Below are 16,537 nucleotides of genomic sequence, written 5' to 3'. Positions count from 1 at the left end.
TCTCAGCTCCGCCGCTGCTTGGCACGCACGTCCAGCCAGACGGCGATCAGGATCACCAGGCCCTTGACGATCAGCTGGTAGAAATAGGGCACCGACAGCATGTTCATGCCGTTGTTCATCACCCCGATGATCAGCGCACCGATCAGCGTGCCGACCATGGTGCCGACGCCGCCCGCCAGGCTGGTGCCGCCCAGCACCGCCGCCGCGATGGCGTCGAGCTCATAGCTCATCCCGGCATTGGTCTGCGCCGAATAGAGGCGCGAGGAAAGCAGGATCCCCGACACCGCCGCCATGACGCCGGACAGGGTGAAGATGGCGATCTTCAGCCGGTCCACCTTGATGCCGGAATAAAGTGCGGCCTCGCGATTGCCGCCGGTCAGATAGGCGCGCCGGCCGAAGGTCGTGCGCGACAGCAGGATATGGTTGAACAGGAACAGGGCCACGACGATCCAGATGATGATCGGCAGGCCGAGCCAGCTGCTGCCGCCGATCGCCGTCCATGCCGGGTCCGAGATCATCGCCGGCGCACCGTTGGTCGGCAGGCTGACCAAGCCGCGATAGATGCCCATCGTCGCCACCGTCACGATGAAGGAGGGCAGCATCAGCTTGGCGGTCAGCACGCCGTTCACCAGGCCCATCGCCGCGCCCGCCGCCAGCGTGAACAGCAGCGCCGGCGCGAAGCCCCAGCCGAAGGCCAGTGCCTGCGCGCCCGCCATCCCCGCCACCGCGATGATCGAGCCGATGGAGAGGTCGATTTCCCCAAGCAGGATGACCCAGGTCATGCCGAAGGCGGCAATGGCGACCACCGCCACCTGTTGCAGGATGTTGGTCAGGTTGGCGACCGTCATGAAGCGTTCGTTCAGAACCGTGAAGATCACGCAAAGCACGATGAGCGAGACGAGGATGCCGCCATATTGATGCAAGGCGGCGCGCAGCTGCTCTCGCCCGGCGCTGATGGTCGTGTCGGTTGTCTGGGTCATTGATGCGTTCCCGTTGCATGGGCCATGACAAGCTCGGGCGTCAGGTCGCCGCGCGCGACCGTGGCCTTCAGTTCACCCTCGGCCATGATGGCGATGCGATCCGCCAGCCCGAGCACCTCGGGCAGTTCCGATGAGACCAGCAGGATCGCGGTCCCCTCGGCGGCAAGTTCGCGGATGATGCGATAGATCTCGAATTTCGCGCCGACATCGACGCCGCGCGTCGGCTCGTCCAGGATCAGGACGCGCGGCCTGGTCAACAGCCATTTCGCCAGCACGACCTTTTGCTGGTTGCCGCCGGACAGTTTCCCCGCGAGCGTTTCTAGCGAACTGGTGCGGACCCCGAGGCGCTGCACCTCCGCCCTGGCCGCCCGGCGTTCCTTGCCGAAGCGGAGGAAGCCGGCTTTCCCGGCAAAGCCGTCCAGCGCGGCCATGGAGATATTCGACCGCACAGGCGCGTCCAGGGCCAGCCCCTCTTCCTTGCGGTTCTCGGTCACGAAGCCGATCCCGACCGCGATGGCGTCGGCCGGATTGCGCAGCCGGACGGGTTTGCCGTCGACGCGGATATCCCCGCTCGTGGATCGCATTCCGAACAGGGCGTTCATCACATCCGAGCGGCCGGACCCGATCAGGCCGAAAAAGCCCAGAATCTCGCCGGGGCGAACCTCGAAGCCGACATCCCTGAACCGTCCCGCACAGGACAGGCCCCGCACGTCCAGCACAGGTCGAACATCCGCGCCGGGCGCGGGCGCAAGACGCGGCGGATAGATCTCATCCATCCTGCGGCCGACCATCAGCGCGATAAGCTCCTCGATGGAGGTCTCGTCGCGCTTGCGCATCGCGACATAGGCGCCGTCCCGGATGACGGTGATATCGTCGGATAGCCGCATGATCTCTTCCATGCGGTGCGAGATATAGATGATGGCGGTGCCCCGCGCCTTGAGGCGGTCGATGATGCCGAACAGGATCTCGGCCTCAGAATCCGACAGGGACGAGGTGGGCTCGTCCAGGATCAGCACCTTGGCGGGCTTGCTGAGACCTTTGGCGATCTCGACAAGCTGGCGCTGCGCAATCGACAGGTGCCCGACCTTCGCGCCCACATCCACGGGCAGGCCCAGGTCCCGGACCAGCGCCCTCGCTTCCGCCCGCAGCTTCCGGTCGTTGATGAAGCCGAGGCGTGCGGGTTCATGCGTCGCCATGATGTTCTCGGCGACGGACAGGTTGTTGCACAGGCTGAGTTCCTGAAAGACGATCGCCAGCCCCTGGGCGGCGGCGTCTTTCGGACTGTGCGGCGCGTAAGGCCGCCCATCCAGCACCATTTCCCCGCCCGACGGCTGATGCACGCCGACCAGGATCTTCATCAAGGTCGACTTGCCGGCACCGTTCTCGCCCAGGATCGTGTGCACGCGGCCCGGCCGGACATCCAGCCGCATGGATTTCAGGGCCTCGACCGGGCCGAAGCTCTTTCTTATATCGCGCAAGGACAGCACGAATTCCGCCGCTTGGTTCATCCGCTCCACTCCCCCGTGACCACACCGCAAGGCATCCCCGACGCCCTGCGGCGCCGCGGTTCATTCCTTGACGTAGACGCCCGGAACGATGGGCTGCTCGGCAGGCACGTCCTGGCCTTCGATGACCGCCGCGGCGGTATCCACGGCGGTCTTGCCCATCTGGTCGGGGAATTGCTGGATCACGCCGACCATGACCGGATTGGCGTCGACCGCGTTGCGGGCCTCTTCCATGCCGTCGAAGCCGATCACCTTGACCTGGCCTTCAAGTCCCGCAGACTTCACCGCCACGGCAGCGGCCAGCGCGGCATCGTCGCCGAAGCCGAAGATGCCGGCGATGTCAGGGTTGGCCTGCAGCATGTTCTGCGCGACAGCCAGCGCCTCGGCCCGGGTGATGCCGGTCTGCTGGGCGACGATCTCGATTTCCGGGTGCGCCTCCAGGGCCTTCCTGAAGCCCTCGACCCGCGCGACCACCGATTGCACGGTCGGGTAATCGATGATCGCGACCTTGCCCTTGCCGCCCAGAACCTCGGCCATCAACTCGCCGGCCTTGACGCCGCCGGTATAGTTGTCGGTGCCGATATGCGAGGTCACCTTGGCATTCGCGGCGGGCACGTCCACCGTGATGACCTTGATCCCCGCCGCATCCGCCTTGGCGATGGCGGCCATCACCCCCTGGCTGTCCACCGGCGAGATGACGATCACGTCGACGCCCTTGACGATGAAATCCTCGACATCGGCCAGTTGCTTGTTCAGGTCCTGGTTGGCGATACTGATCTCCAGCGGCACGCCCTTGGCCTCGGCCTCGGCTTTCATCGCATCGGCAAGCTCGATGTAGAACGGGTGCTGCTGGGTCAGCAGCGAGGCGCCGATGCCATCGGCATGTGCCGTGCCGCCCGCGCTCAGGGCAACAGTCGTCAGCAGCGCCGAAAGCGCTTTCTTGAAACTCATGGAGTCCTCCCAGGATCTCGATTTCGAGGAGATGGTGCCGGGGAAAAACCCGACTCGCCGCCAAAGCCCTCCCCTATGGCGGTCCAAGTGACGCTACTTATATATTTTACGCGTGTCAAATTTAAAGTTTGTTCGCGAAGTACCATTGTGATCCATTGATGGAAACCTCTTTGATTTCAAAGTGAAATCATCCCCGCGACGCGCAAGGAGCCGCGTGCTGCCCGGAGCGATCTGACAATGAGGACCAAGCGGCGCAAGGCGCGCATGCAGCGCCAGGCGAATCGTGAGACACGGCTACGCTGCGCCATCGGGGGAGGTCTCGCGCGGCCGCCGCCTGCCATGGCGGCAGGCGGCTTTCTGCCTGATCGGGGACGGCGCTGGTCCGCCGGGCCGCCTTGCCCGCCTCAGATGCGCCGGACGGATGCGCGAGGATTGCGGCGCGACCGGACTTGCGCTGCCCGCGTCAGAACAGATCGACGCGCGGCGGGTTTTGCACCCACCAGGCCCGGGCCCCCATCAGCAGGCGCTCTTGCGCCCCCGCATCGGCAGGCAGTGCCCCCAGCCCTGCCCGATTGCCGGCCCGGACCAGCGCCTCGATGGTGGCGGGACCGGCCCGCCCGTCCACGGCGACCGCTTCGCCCAACTCGTTCAGGATCATCTGCGTGGCCCGGTCCAGATCGGCGGCGGCAATCCCGTCCAGCAGTTCACGCGCCCGGCCGGCCGCGTCGGGCGCCGGCAGATACAGCGCCTTGGCGGCGCGCAGGGCGGCATCGGCAGGGCCCAAGGGCCGGGCATCGCCCTTCAGGATGATACCGGCGGCATTGGCGCCGCCCCAGCCGTCGCCGCGCGCCAGCCCCATGTCATACCAGCGCACCGCCGCACGCGGATCGGGCTTGCCCAACTGGCCGCGCATGATCATCCGCCCCAGATTCGAAGGCGCAAAGGGATGCCCGCCCTGGGCCGCACGCTCGAACCAGTCCCGGGCGGCGGCATGGTCCGGCTTCACATCCTCATAGCCGCGCAGCGCCACCAGCCCCAGGTTGTTGTAGCCATAGATATCCTTGCGCTCGGCCGAGGCGCGCAGATAGGTCAGCCCGCGTTCCGGCCGGAACCAACGGCTGTCGGGATCAAGGAAATAGGCGCCCAACTCGTTCATGGAATAGGTATGGCCAAGCTCGGCCGCGCGCTCGAGCAATTCGAAGCCGCGCTGGCGATCGTCCTCCGCAGGTCCGTTGCGCAGCAATCGCAGGCCGCGGCTATGCATGGCGAAGGGGTCGCCGCTGGCGATGGCCTGGTCCAGAAGCGCATTGCCCTGCGCCTCGTCCAGCGGAATGGGCACCGCAGCGCGGTCCACGCGTGGGCTGAGCAGCAGCATGGCGGCCGCATGACCGGCGCGGATATGGCCGGCCGCGGCGGCGGCGCGAAAACTGTCATAGGCCGATTTCAGGTCGCCCGAAGCCTGCTGGGCGCGGCCCAGCTGGTAGAGCAGCCGCGCAATGCCGGGATTTTCGGTCACGGCCTGCGTGCAATCGGCCAATGCGCGCCGGGGTTCGATCTGGTTCGGCAGCCGGTAAAGGCCCACGCCCTGAAGATCCAGCGCATCGCCCGCCTGGACGTCGCAGGCCAGGGCCGTCATCTCGACCGAGACGTTCAGGATGCGCGGCTCCGCCCCGCCGATGCCAAGGCCGAAGCGGTCGCGGACGGCATATTCCGTCTTGCCCGCCATCGAGGTCTCGGCCAGGTGCGGGCGATAGGTCAGGGCACCGCCGGCAAGATCCAGCTGCCCATGCTGCGGGGCCTCGATCACCGAGACATCGCCCTGAAACCCGCCGATCTGCCCGGCAAGCCTGTCGTCCAGCGGCAGTTCGCGCGCGAAGGGCATCGCCAGATCGACCGCAATTTCCTGCACCGGCGCTGCGCTGCGGTTGGGCTGGGAGGTCGTGGAATCCGAGGGGGCCGGAGTGGAAACCGCCCCGCCCTGGACCAGATAGAAGGGCTGCACCAGGGTCGAGCTTTCCCAAGGCACCTGGCGGCCGCTGGTCGATTGGTAGACACGCTGGCGCACATCGGCCAGCATCGTCAGGATATTCTCATCCGAATATTGCCCTGCCGAGGCCAGGATCGCCTGCGTATAGGGCCCGTTTCCGCCCGCTTCGCCGTCATAGGCCACCTGCCCGGGCGAGGTCGAAAAGGCGACCAGCGAGTTGATGGGGGTCGAAAAGACCTCGAAGCCGGACTTGGCCTCGAACAGCGTCGCATCAAGGTTTGCCGCCAGGCGCAGGTTCGGAAACGGATTTTCGCGGCAAGCGTCGATCATGGCGACATGGCTTGAGCCGCGGGCCGAAAGCAACTCGACCACCCGGTCCAGGGTGATGGACTGCACCGGCAGGTCATAGACGCTTTCAAAGGCCACATCGGTCGGCAGCAGATAGTTCCGGCGCCCGATCTGGATGCCGTGGCCCGCATAGAAAAAGACCAGCTCCGATCCTTCGGGAATGTTCAGCAGCGCCGTGCGCAGGAAGGTTTCGAAACCCGCCCTGTCAAGGTCGTGGGACTCCTGCACGGTAAAGCCGAAGTCGCGCAGCATGTCGGCGATGTCGCGGGCGTCGCGCACGGCGTTGTCCAGGGCCGGGATACGCTGGTAATTCCCGTTGCCGACGACCAGCGCGATGCGGGCGCCTTCGGCCTCGGCCAGTGTCGTCAGGCCCAGCGATACCGCCGCCGCCAGCAGCAGCAGGGACCTTGCTGGTCGCCCGACGGACATCGCTAGCCCCAGCCTCCTCCACCGTCGTCGCCGCCCCCGTCGTCGCCACCTCCGCCGCTGTCGCCACCGCCGGACCCGTCGCCCGAGCCGCCGTCACTGCTGCCGCCGCTGGAACCGCCGCCGGTGCTTCCTCCACCGGACCCGCTGCCCGAGCCACCGCTGTTGCTGCCGCCGGAGCCGCCCCCGCCGGTTCCACCGCCGCGACCGCCGCCCGAGCCGCCGCCGGACCCTGTCGAGGAGATCGTCGCCTGCGATTGCTGGCCGGGTTCGGATGCGGAGGGGACCTCCTCACAACCGGAAACAAGCGCAATTGTTGCTGTCGAGAGAGTTAGGGCCAGAATGATACGCATCTTTGCCGCCCCGCATTGCAATACGGCGATGATAGTCCAAATCGCGCAATTCAGCCAGAGATTCTCTGCCCGGCAAGAAACGCCGTGCCGGCCGATCCGGCCTGCCAGCCGCACCGCAAGACCATCCAGATCGCAGCGGACCCAGGGCCCAGCCACAACCGCCGGGAACCCGGATGAGCCAAGCGGACCGAGGGGATCGGATACCCTGCCGAGAGGCCAAGCACCGCTGAACCCCAGCACAACCGGGCGCCCGGGTTGAAGGAAACATACTGCCAGCATCGGCGATGGCCATGCTGCACCAAAGCCGAAAGCCAGTGCCGGGGGCGCAGGGCTCGCCGCTCTCTGGTCTTATGGCAGGTCCGGCTTCCGCATCCAGTCCGGCATGGTCCCCGGCGCCTTACCCGTCAGCGCCGCCCGAACGCATTGCGCAAGGTTGCCGAACCTGACGGCGCGACCGGACAGCCCCGGCCCGTAATGGGCATACTTCCCGGAATTGGTCATCACGGCATGCGTCTGGACCGGAAAGACCGGCTCGGAGATCGAGCACCAGCACAGATCGGGCAGAACCGTCACGCCGCTTGCCTCGAGCATTGCCAGCACCCCCTCGGCGCGGGCCAGCGCGAGCGTGTCGCGGCCGGTGGTCAGGATGGTGGGGATGACGACCCTGTCCCCCGCAAGCCCTCGTGCCAGGGCACGGCATTCGTTCAGCGAGGCGTGGGGACTGCCCAGGGCCACAAGGTCGACATCCTCGGGACCGTCGTTCAAAAGCCGCCAGCCATCCTCCAGGTCGGCATGCGTGATCCGGCAATGATCGGCATCGTCGGCGATCAGTTCGGCCTCGGGCGTGACGGCCTCGACATGCAGCATCGCCGCGCCCGAGGTGGTGCCGAAAGCCGCGCAAAGGGCCTTCAACTCGTCCGTGCCGGGCTGCGCCGGCGCAAGGCCGCGCAGCAGCGGAATGCGATCGGGCGACACCTTGCCCGCAAGATAGCCCACCAGCGGCCAGAACGCATCATCCGCATCGGGTGGAAGGTCCACGTCGATGATGCGGCGCGCCTTGCGGTTCTCGTCCAGATAGACGCCGGACAAGGGCGCCCTGCCGGTGATCGCAATGCACAGATCCAGAAAATCCGGATGTTTCGCCGTGCGTGCGCCAAGGACGCTGTTGGCATGGATGACGGCATTCGATTCCGCCCAGGCGATGGCCTCGCCCCTGCCCGGCGCACTGTCCAGAAGATAGGGAGAGCAGGTAAAGGTCGGCCGGCATCCCATCCTGACATAGGCATTGGCCAGCCGCTGTGCCGGATTGCCAAGGCTGGGGGGAACGCCTTGCCGGCGCCAGTTCTCGCGATCGACGGAAATCGCGTTCATCGTCGTCGGAACCGTCACCCGGGCGCCCATCTCGACCATGCGCTCGGCAAAGGTCAGGTTCGCCGGGCTGGCATAGATGCAGCCGTCGATATGCGCCTGCGTGACATCCACAAGACACCGCGCCCCCTGCTGGGCCGCCATCGCGCAGATGATCCGCATGGCCTGGGCGGCGGCCGTCCCGTTCCCGCCATCGAGGATCGCGCGATCCTGCCCGGTCAGGACCAGCGACGCGGTGCCGGGGGGCTGAACCGCAATCGACAGATCGCCGGCCGTGATCCGATCCAGGCCGATCCGCGCCGACGCCTGGCCGCTCAGCACATCGAATGCCGAAGGCGACAGGCGCAGGACCGGCAACGCCTTGCCGAACATCTCGGCGGCGATCAGGGCGCCCAGGGTGACCACATCCTCGGGCTCGGAAAAGACCAGGGCCGCCGGGCCGCGACCCGACAGGACCAGATCCAGCAGCACCCCCGATCCCGTGCAGGATCCGCGGGTCGAGGGCATCATCAGGACGCGCCCGGCAATGGAGCGCCCCTGCAACGGGTGATGCACGTCGATGATCCTGCCGGTGGCCGGATCCACCCCGCCCCAGAAGCTGAGCGGTTCGTCCGAAAACAGGATGGGCCCGTCTGCGATGCCCGGCAGGATGCTGGATGCGGTCATGGTCATCTGCTTGGTCTCCGGTCGGTCGTGGCTTTATTGGTTCGGCGTCGGCGCAACGCCCCGGGGTCTACTGGATCGACGAAATGGCGATGCTGCCCGGCGGGCCAGGCACCGACGACATCAAGGGAAAGGCGCGGGCGCATCCGGGTTCTTCCTTCTTCAGGCTGCGGGGCCGGGCATGAGCGCCTTGATGCGGCGCAGAAGATCGCTCGGCACGCCGACGCCGGACGCATGACTGCGCGAGCGGGCGACATATCGCCGCTCCGACGGCAGCCGCAGGCCCGGCTGCGCCTTCGCATCCAGAAAGAACCGCTCGGCGACGGCGGGTGCCGATCCGCCCAGCGAAGCGGGGTCCAGCGCGATGAACAGCTCGCCCCCTGGCGGCGGGCCGTCGTCCCGATGGCCAAGCGCGGCCACCTGCTTGCTGGTCAACTCGCCGATCAGGGGGCCCGCGATCAGCTCGACCATCATGGACAGCGCCGAACCCTTGTGCCCGCCAAAGGGAAGAAGCGCGCCGGAGAGGGCCTCGGCCGGGTCGAGCGTGAGCCGCCCCTCCGCGTCGATCCCCCAGCCCGCGGGAATCGGCTCGCCCGCAAGGCGTTTCAGCTCGACATCGCCCCGCGCCGCCGCGCTTGTCGCGAAATCGAAGATGAACGGGGCGCCGTCGGGCCGCGGCCAGCCGAAGCCGATGGGATTGGTGCCCATCAGCGGCGTGCTGCCGCCATGGGGTGCGACCGAGCATTGGCCCACAACGAAGCACCACGCCACCAGCCCCGCCTCGACCAGCGGTTCCAGATCGGCCCAGAGGGCCGAAAAATGATGCGTCCGGGCAATCGCCATCGCAGCGATGCCGTTTTCGCGCGCCGCCGCAATCAGATGCGGGCGCGCAAGGTTCGCCGCGAACGGGGCAAAACCCTTGTCGCCGTCGACTTGCAGCAAGGCCGGTCTCAGCCGCCGAACCCGTGGCTGCGCGGTCGGGTTCACGCGCCCTGCTCGCAGGCCCGCGACATAGCCCTCGACCCGATACAGGCCATGCGATCGGCAGGCGTCGGCCTCGGCCCGGGTGACGATGTCGGCAATGGCCTCGGCCTGGTCTCGCGACAGGCCGTTTGCCGTCAGCACCGACAGGACGAGGGCGAAGATCTCGTCAAGCCTCATCGTCACCTTGGTTTCCATCGCGCCCGTCCAGATCGAAAGAAGGGTGACGACGCGCGCCGGGATGGCGCGCATCGTTGCAGGCCGGCCCGCCCGGTTCAGGCGGAAAAGGCGCCGCTCACAGCGCCGCGCCGATTTCGCGCAACTGCTCGATCACCGGCGCTTTCGGCATCCAGATCTTGTCGAAGGCGGCGATGATCTCGGTCGTGTCCTCCTGGGGGACCTCGTGCATCGGCACCCCGGTCTGGCGGAGGTTCTCGATCAGCGCCGGCTCCTCGCCCGCCAGGCTGTCGATCTGCTCGTCCAGCACGGTCCTGACCGCCGCGGCGATCAGCTCGCGATCAGCCTCCGGCATGGCCGTCCAGACCCGGCCCGAGGCGACCGCGGCCGCCGGCATGAACACCGCGTTCATGCGCAGGATGGACTTTGCCACCTTGTCGAAGCGCTGGTTCCACGAGAACTCGATATCGGCCTCCAGCCCGTCGACCTGACCGTTCGACATGGCGTCGAAGACCTGCGGCGTCGGAATCGGCGTCGGCGCCGAGCCCAGCAGCTGGTAGAAGTCGCGATAGACCGGCGTCGGGTTGATGCGCAGCTTCATGCCGTTCAGGCCGGCGATGCTGTCGATGGGCTTGACCGAAAATACCGTGCGCATGCCGGTGATGGCCCAGCCAAGGCCGATGGTGCCGGTCTGCCGGGGCAGCACGTCGAACAGCTTCAGCACGTCCGGGTGGCGGACCAGCCTGGCCACGGCATCGGTCGAGCGCACCAGATAGGGCGCATTGATCGCCGCGATATGCTCGACGCGAGAGCCCAGTTCGGCGGCCTGGATGATGCCCATGTCCAGCGCCCCCGATTGCAGCTGCTGCATCATCGCAGGCTCGTTGCCCAGCTGGCCGGAGTGGAAGACGGTCATCGTCAGGCGGCCGTCGCTTTGCTGGGCAAGGCGCTCGGCCAGGCGCAGCGCCGCGTCGTTCCACGAATGGCCGACCGGGGTGATCAGGCCAAGGCGCAACTGGGTCGATTGCGCGCGGGCCACCAGCGGGGCCGCGAAAGGCAGGGCCGCAGCCCCGGCGACAAGCTGGCGGCGGGAAATCTTGATCATTGCAACGCTCCTCTGTTGGTTGGGTTTTATCCGATGAAGATCAGCGAGATGGTCGGGAACACCGACAGGATCACCAGAAGGACGCAGGTGATCAGGAAGAACGGCATGGTCACCATGAACATCCGCCCGGGATTGGCCCCCGTCGCGGCGGCGGCGACGAAGAAGCACAGGCCGACCGGCGGCGACAGCAGCCCCAGCACCAGGTTGATCACCACGACGACGCCGAAATGATGCGGGTCGATGCCATAGACCTCGGTGGCGATCGGCAGCAGGATCGGAACCGTCATGATCAGGCCGGGAATGCCGTCGATCACCGTGCCGATCACCAGCAGGATCACGTTGGCCAGCAGCATGAAGGTGACCGGGTCCTTGGCCACGGTCTGGATCCAGCCGGCGACCTCTTGCGGGACGCGCCCGAACACGAGGATCCAGGACAGCACCCCCGCCGCCACGACCAGGAACAGCACGATGGCCGAGTAAAGCCCCGCCCGGGTCATGATCGCCGGCATGTCCGAGAAACGCAGCCGCCTCGTCCAGAAGCGGCCGATGAGCAGCGACATCACCGCGCCGACGGCACCGGCCTCGGTCGCGCTGGCAAGACCCGAAAAGATCGAGCCGACGATGACGATGGGGATCGACAGCGACGGTACCGCCGCCCAGACCGTGGCGGCGCGCTGCTTGAACGTCTGCGGCTCGCTGCGCGGGAATTTCTGGCAATGGCCGATGATGGCGATCACCACGCAGAACAGCGCGGTCAGGATCAGCCCCGGCACCAGCCCCGCCATCAGCATGTCCGATACCGAGACCTGCGCCATGACGCTGTAGACCACGAACATGACCGAGGGCGGCATGATCGACCCCAGCATCCCGCCATAGGCGGTCAGCCCGGCAGAGAAGTCCTTGTCGTAGCCCTTTTTCTCCATCTCGGGGACCATGATCTGCGACATGATCGCCACCTGCGCCGTGGCGGAGCCGAGGATCGAGGCCACGAACATGTTCGCGATGGCGTTGACATAGGCCAGCCCGCCGCGCAGCGAGCCGACGAAGGCCATGGCCATGTCGACGATCTTCTTGGTGATGCCGCCCGCGTTCATGATCTCTCCGATCAGGACGAACAGCGGGATGGCGATCAGGCCATAGCTGTCCACCGCGTTGAACATCTGCAAGGGATAGCTTTGGAACAGCACCATGTTGCCGCTGGCCAGCACATAGACGATGGCCGCGACGCAGAGGCACAGGCCGATGGGCACGCCCACCAGCATCACGACCAGAAAGGCGGTTGAGGTCAGCATCAGTTCACCGCCTCCTCGGCGTTGATCATCGTCGCGCGCTGGACCCTGGGGACCGCGCCCACGTCTTCCAGCAGGTTGGCGATACCGTGGAGGGTCATCGTCAGGGCAAAGATCGGCAGGATCAGATACAGGACCCAGGTCGACCAGTTCAGGGTCTGCGTGCGCTCGGTATAGATGAAGTTGAAGGTCTGGCCGGCGAATTCGCGGGCGTCGAAACCCGCACGCGCGATGCCCAGGGGTTCGAACCAGAGCCAGCACATCACGGCAAGGCCGATGCCGAACAGGACGACGACGATGGTCGCCACTACCCTGGCCACCCGCGCCGCGCCGGGCGACAGCCGCTCGGTCAGCATCGTCACGGCAAAGTCCAGCCGCAGCCGCGTCATCGTCGAGGCGCCGATAAAGGTCAGCCAGACCATGCAATAGACCGCAAGCTCATCGATCCAGTAAAGCGGCATCCCCAGGTAGCGGGTGACCACGTTCAGCAGGATCGCACCGCTGAGCAGCGCCATCAGCGTTGCGACGGCACGGCGCTCGACGACCAGCAGGCCCTCGGACGCGCGGATCAGCGGGGACCATCTGCCTGGCGGGGCGGAGGGGCTTGGATGTCGTGGCATGGAGGGCACCTCTTGGGTGTGAGTGGTCTTCGGGAAGCGGCCCGCGGCGGCCGATCCCATGCTTTCTCATGCGCCCCGGCCAGCGGTCAGGACGTCGGTCTTTCGTTTGCATCGCGCCGTGGCGCGCAGGTCTGATCGCGCCGTCGCGCGTCGGTTTCAGCGCGCCGTCACGCGCTCACTTCACCACGAAGCCATGGGCGAAGGGGTCGCGCTCGGCATCGATGAAGATCGTGTTCAGCCCGGTCTGGCGCGCCCATCCGGCGATCGAGGGGATGATGGCGTCACGGCCCGCCACGGTCGCGGCGGCTTCGATGCGGCCCTTGAAGATCGAGCCGATGATCGACTCGTGCCAGAACTCGTCGCCGACCCCCAGCCTGCCCCTGGCCGCAAGCTGCGCCATCCGGGCCGAGGTGCCGGTGCCGCAGGGACTGCGGTCGATGGCCTTGTCGCCATAGAAGACGGCGTTGCGGGCATGGGCGCCGGGCACGGTCGGCGCGCCGGTCCACTGGATGTGGCTCAGCCCGTTGATCTGCGGATGCTCGGGATGGGTGAACTCGTATTTCTGGTTCAGCGCCGCGCGCAGCGTCAGCGACCAGCCGATCAACTCGCCCGCCGTATGGTCGGCCATGTCGCGGAAATTCTTCTGCGGCTCGACGATGGCATAGAAATTGCCGCCATAGGCCACGTCCACGACGATCTCGCCCAGGCCCTCGACCTCGGCCGTCAGGCCCTCGGCGTAAAGGAAGCCGGGCACGTTGGTCAGCCGGACCTCCTCGACATGGCGGCCCTCCTGCCGGTATTCGATGTCCACCTTGCCCGCCGGGGTCTCGATGGACAGGCGGCCGGGCGTGCGGGGGACGATCAGCCCGTTCTCGATCCCCATGGTGATCGTGCCGATGGTGCCGTGGCCGCACATGGGCAGGCAGCCCGAGGTCTCGATATACAGCACCGCCACGTCGCAATCCCCGCGCGTCGGCGGATAGAGGATCGCGCCCGACATCATGTCATGGCCGCGCGGCTCGAACATCAGGCCGGTGCGGATCCAGTCGAACTCGCGCAGGAAATGCGCGCGCTTTTCCAGCATGGTCGCGCCCTCCAGCCGCGGCGCGCCGCCCGCGACCAGGCGCACCGGGTTGCCGCAGGTATGGCCGTCGATGCAGGGAAAGATGTATTGGGTCATGATCGCCTCAGAAACGCGCGGGAGAGAACGGTGCCAGATCGATGCCGGGATCCTCGCCGGCCAGCAGGCCGGCCACGATCCGCGCCGTGCCCGCCGATTGCGTCAGGCCCAGATGGCCGTGCCCGAAGGCGCAGACGACGTTCGGATGGCCGGGCAAGGGGCCGATGGCGGGCAGGCTGTCGGGCAATGACGGGCGAAAGCCCATCCATTGCTGCCCGCCCGTAGTCCTGAGCCCCGGCAGGAACGCCTTGGCCTTTTTCAGCATCGCCTCGGACCGCCTGTAGTTCGGGGGCAGCTTCAACCCACCCAGCTCGACCGCGCCGCCGACGCGGATGCCCGAGGACAGTTTCGTGATGACGAAGCCGTGCCCCCCGAAGGTGACCTGGCAGCGCAGGTCGAAGGCATCCGCCGGCAGCGTGGTGTTGTAGCCGCGCTCGGTCTCCAGCGGGATGCGGACCCCCAGCGTCCGGGCCAGCAGATGCGAGAACGCCCCCGCCGCCAGCACCACCCGGCCGGTCAGCTTGCCCAAGGCGGTCAGCACCCCGTCATCGGCCAGCCCGGTCGCCTCGGCGATGACGATCTCGCCGCCCCTTGCGCGGAAACGGTCGGCCAGCGCCAGCGTGTAGTCGCGCGGATCGGCGATGGAATACCAGCCGGGCGTGAAGGTGCCATGGGTGAAGCGCGGCGCGAGGCCGGGCTGGACGCCCGCCATCTCATCCGCCGCCATGTGCCGGAACGCGATGCCATGTTCCTCTCGCGCGCGCCAGCCGGGCAGCGAGGCGTCGAACTCGGCCTGCGATTCATAGACCTGGAGGTTTCCCTCCTTGCGCAGCATCGGCAGGGTTCCGGTCGCGGCAAGAAAGGGCTCCAGCTCGGCCTTGGACAGGTCCATCAGCGCCGTCTGCGCGGCGGTCGAGGCGCGCACCCGCGCGGGCGAGCAGGCCCGCCAGAAGCGAAGCATCCAAGGCGCGATCCGCAGCGCGTAGGAAGGCGGCACGGTCAGCGGGCCCAGCGGGTCCAGCAGCCATTTCGGTGCCTGCCGCATGATCCGGGGCGAGGCCAGCGGCAGGATGTCGGTAAAGGCGAAGGCACCGGCATTGCCGGCCGAGGCGCCCGCCGCCGGCCCCTCGCGGTCGACCACCTGCACCGCGAAGCCCCGCGCCTGCGCCGCCAGCGCGACGGACAGGCCGACGACGCCCGCACCGATGACGACGACCTTGCCGGTCATTGCCGGGTGCTCGACAGGAACTTGCGCGTCTCGGGATGCTGCGGGTCGCCGAAGATCTGCTGCGGCGGCCCGATCTCGGCCATGACGCCCTGGTGGAAGAAGGCCACCCGGTCCGACACGTCGCGCGCAAAGGCCATCTCATGCGTGACCAGGATCATCGTCATGCCCTCTTGGGCCAGCATCTTCAGCGTGTCCAGGACCTCGCCCACCAGTTGCGGGTCAAGCGCCGAGGTCACCTCGTCGAACAGCATGTATTCGGGCGACATGGCCAGCGCGCGGGCGATCGCCATGCGCTGCTGCTGGCCGCCCGACAGCCGGCCCGGATAGGTCTTGAGCTTGTCGCCCAGCCCCACATGGGTCAGTTGCCGAACGGCGATCTCCTCGGCCTCGGCCCTTGCCATCCCCAGCACCTTGCGGGGCGCCAAGGTGACGTTTTCCAGCACGGTCAGGTGCGGAAAGGCGTTCCACTGCTGGAACACGATCCCGACCTTGCGGCGCAGCTTGTTGAGGTCGGTGGATTTCGCGTGAACCTCGGTCCCGTCGATCAGGATGCGGCCGGAATCGATCGGCTCCAGCCCGTTGATGCAGGTCAGAAGCGTCGACTTGCCCGACCCCGAGCCGCCGATGATCGTGACCACCTCGCCCTTGCTGACCGTCAGGTCGATGCCCTTCAGAACCTCCAGCTGGCCAAAGGATTTGCGGACATGTTCGATCTCAATCATTGGACCACCGTTTTTCCAGATAGCCGCCGAACCGGGCCAGCGGGAACGAGATGACGAAATAGAAGGCGCCGCAGATCATCAAGAGCAGCAGCGGTTCCTGAAGCCGCGTGATCAGGATCTGGGTCGAGCGCAGAAGCTCGGTCACCTGGACGACATAGACCAGCGCCGAGTCCTTCATGACGCCAAGCGCCAGCCCGATCCAGGACGGCAGCGCGACCCGCGTGGCCAGGGGCAGGACGATCTCGCGCATGTCCTGGCCCCAGCTCATGCCAAGCGAGCGCGCCGCGCGCCGCGTCGTCGCCGGCACCGCCTCGATCCCGCCCCTCACGATCTCGGCGCAATAGGCGGCGGTATACATCGACAGCACGATGCAGGCGACGGTAAAGCCCGACATGTTCAGCCGCAGGATCGTGCCCATGAAGGCATTGGCCAGCACAAGCTGGATCAGCAGCGGGATGGACCGGAAGATGTCCAGGACGAAGATCAGCGGCGCGGCCCAGATCGCGCCCAACTGATAGCGGATGACGCCGAAGACGATGCCCAGGACGGTGCCGGCGATCACCGAGATGATCGTGACCACGATGGTCATGCCGGCGCCCTTGGCCAGAAAGACGAAATCGGCGGTCGTCAGTGCGGTATCGAACATCGGACGGC

At 67.0% G+C, this 16,537-nt stretch carries 13 protein-coding genes; all 13 read right to left on the bottom strand.

Going from position 1 to position 16,537, the window contains the following annotated elements:
- Nucleotides 1-2: 2 nt before the first annotated feature.
- The 13 genes from BLT64_RS00285 to BLT64_RS00220 all read right to left on the bottom strand — a co-directional run bounded on the left by BLT64_RS00285 (nt 3) and on the right by BLT64_RS00220 (nt 16,529).
- Nucleotides 3-980 (bottom strand): ABC transporter permease, encoded by a 978-nt coding sequence (locus BLT64_RS00285; RefSeq protein ID WP_011751068.1) that lies wholly within the window; start codon nt 978-980, stop codon nt 3-5.
- On the bottom strand, nt 977-2,488 hold the full coding sequence (locus tag BLT64_RS00280; RefSeq protein WP_011751069.1) for a sugar ABC transporter ATP-binding protein: 1,512 nt from the start codon (nt 2,486-2,488) through the stop codon (nt 977-979). The genes BLT64_RS00285 and BLT64_RS00280 overlap by 4 nt, the downstream gene beginning before the upstream one ends.
- Before the next feature lie 60 nt (nt 2,489-2,548).
- Nucleotides 2,549-3,436, bottom strand: coding sequence for a substrate-binding domain-containing protein (locus BLT64_RS00275; RefSeq protein WP_011751070.1), 888 nt, complete (start codon nt 3,434-3,436; stop codon nt 2,549-2,551).
- Between the two features lie 463 nt (nt 3,437-3,899).
- Complete coding sequence (locus tag BLT64_RS00270) at nt 3,900-6,200, bottom strand: caspase family protein (RefSeq protein WP_011751071.1); 2,301 nt, start codon at nt 6,198-6,200, stop codon at nt 3,900-3,902.
- 698 nt (nt 6,201-6,898) lie between these two features.
- Nucleotides 6,899-8,590: a cis-3-hydroxy-L-proline dehydratase gene (gene lhpI, locus BLT64_RS00260; RefSeq protein WP_011751073.1), complete on the bottom strand. Its 1,692-nt coding sequence runs from the start codon at nt 8,588-8,590 to the stop codon at nt 6,899-6,901.
- A 153-nt stretch (nt 8,591-8,743) separates the two neighbouring features.
- The gene (locus tag BLT64_RS00255; protein ID WP_232290660.1) at nt 8,744-9,742 is read right to left on the bottom strand and encodes an Ldh family oxidoreductase; all 999 of its coding nucleotides are present in this window, start codon (nt 9,740-9,742) and stop codon (nt 8,744-8,746) included.
- Between the two features lie 115 nt (nt 9,743-9,857).
- Nucleotides 9,858-10,844 carry a TRAP transporter substrate-binding protein gene (locus BLT64_RS00250; protein WP_011751075.1) on the bottom strand — a complete coding sequence of 329 codons (987 nt, stop codon included), beginning with the start codon at nt 10,842-10,844 and terminating at the stop codon, nt 9,858-9,860.
- 26 nt (nt 10,845-10,870) lie between these two features.
- The gene (locus BLT64_RS00245; protein ID WP_011751076.1) at nt 10,871-12,136 is read right to left on the bottom strand and encodes a TRAP transporter large permease; all 1,266 of its coding nucleotides are present in this window, start codon (nt 12,134-12,136) and stop codon (nt 10,871-10,873) included.
- The gene (locus BLT64_RS00240; RefSeq protein ID WP_011751077.1) at nt 12,136-12,753 is read right to left on the bottom strand and encodes a TRAP transporter small permease; all 618 of its coding nucleotides are present in this window, start codon (nt 12,751-12,753) and stop codon (nt 12,136-12,138) included. The genes BLT64_RS00245 and BLT64_RS00240 overlap by 1 nt, the downstream gene beginning before the upstream one ends.
- A gap of 175 nt (nt 12,754-12,928) precedes the next feature.
- On the bottom strand, nt 12,929-13,933 hold the full coding sequence (locus BLT64_RS00235; RefSeq protein ID WP_011751078.1) for a 4-hydroxyproline epimerase: 1,005 nt from the start codon (nt 13,931-13,933) through the stop codon (nt 12,929-12,931).
- Between the two features lie 7 nt (nt 13,934-13,940).
- Nucleotides 13,941-15,161, bottom strand: a complete 1,221-nt coding sequence (locus tag BLT64_RS00230; protein ID WP_011751079.1) for an NAD(P)/FAD-dependent oxidoreductase — start codon at nt 15,159-15,161, stop codon at nt 13,941-13,943.
- On the bottom strand, nt 15,158-15,883 hold the full coding sequence (locus BLT64_RS00225) for an amino acid ABC transporter ATP-binding protein (RefSeq protein WP_011751080.1): 726 nt from the start codon (nt 15,881-15,883) through the stop codon (nt 15,158-15,160). The genes BLT64_RS00230 and BLT64_RS00225 overlap by 4 nt, the downstream gene beginning before the upstream one ends.
- Entirely contained in the window at nt 15,876-16,529 is a 654-nt protein-coding gene (locus BLT64_RS00220) for an amino acid ABC transporter permease (protein ID WP_011751081.1), read from the bottom strand. The genes BLT64_RS00225 and BLT64_RS00220 overlap by 8 nt, the downstream gene beginning before the upstream one ends.
- Nucleotides 16,530-16,537 lie beyond the last annotated feature (8 nt).

Origin of the sequence: Paracoccus denitrificans (assembly GCF_900100045.1) — a bacterium.
In the GTDB taxonomy this organism is placed as follows: Bacteria; Pseudomonadota; Alphaproteobacteria; order Rhodobacterales; family Rhodobacteraceae; genus Paracoccus; species Paracoccus denitrificans.
Note: the sequence above shows the minus strand (reverse complement) of the source record. Positions and strands in the feature narration are given on the sequence as shown.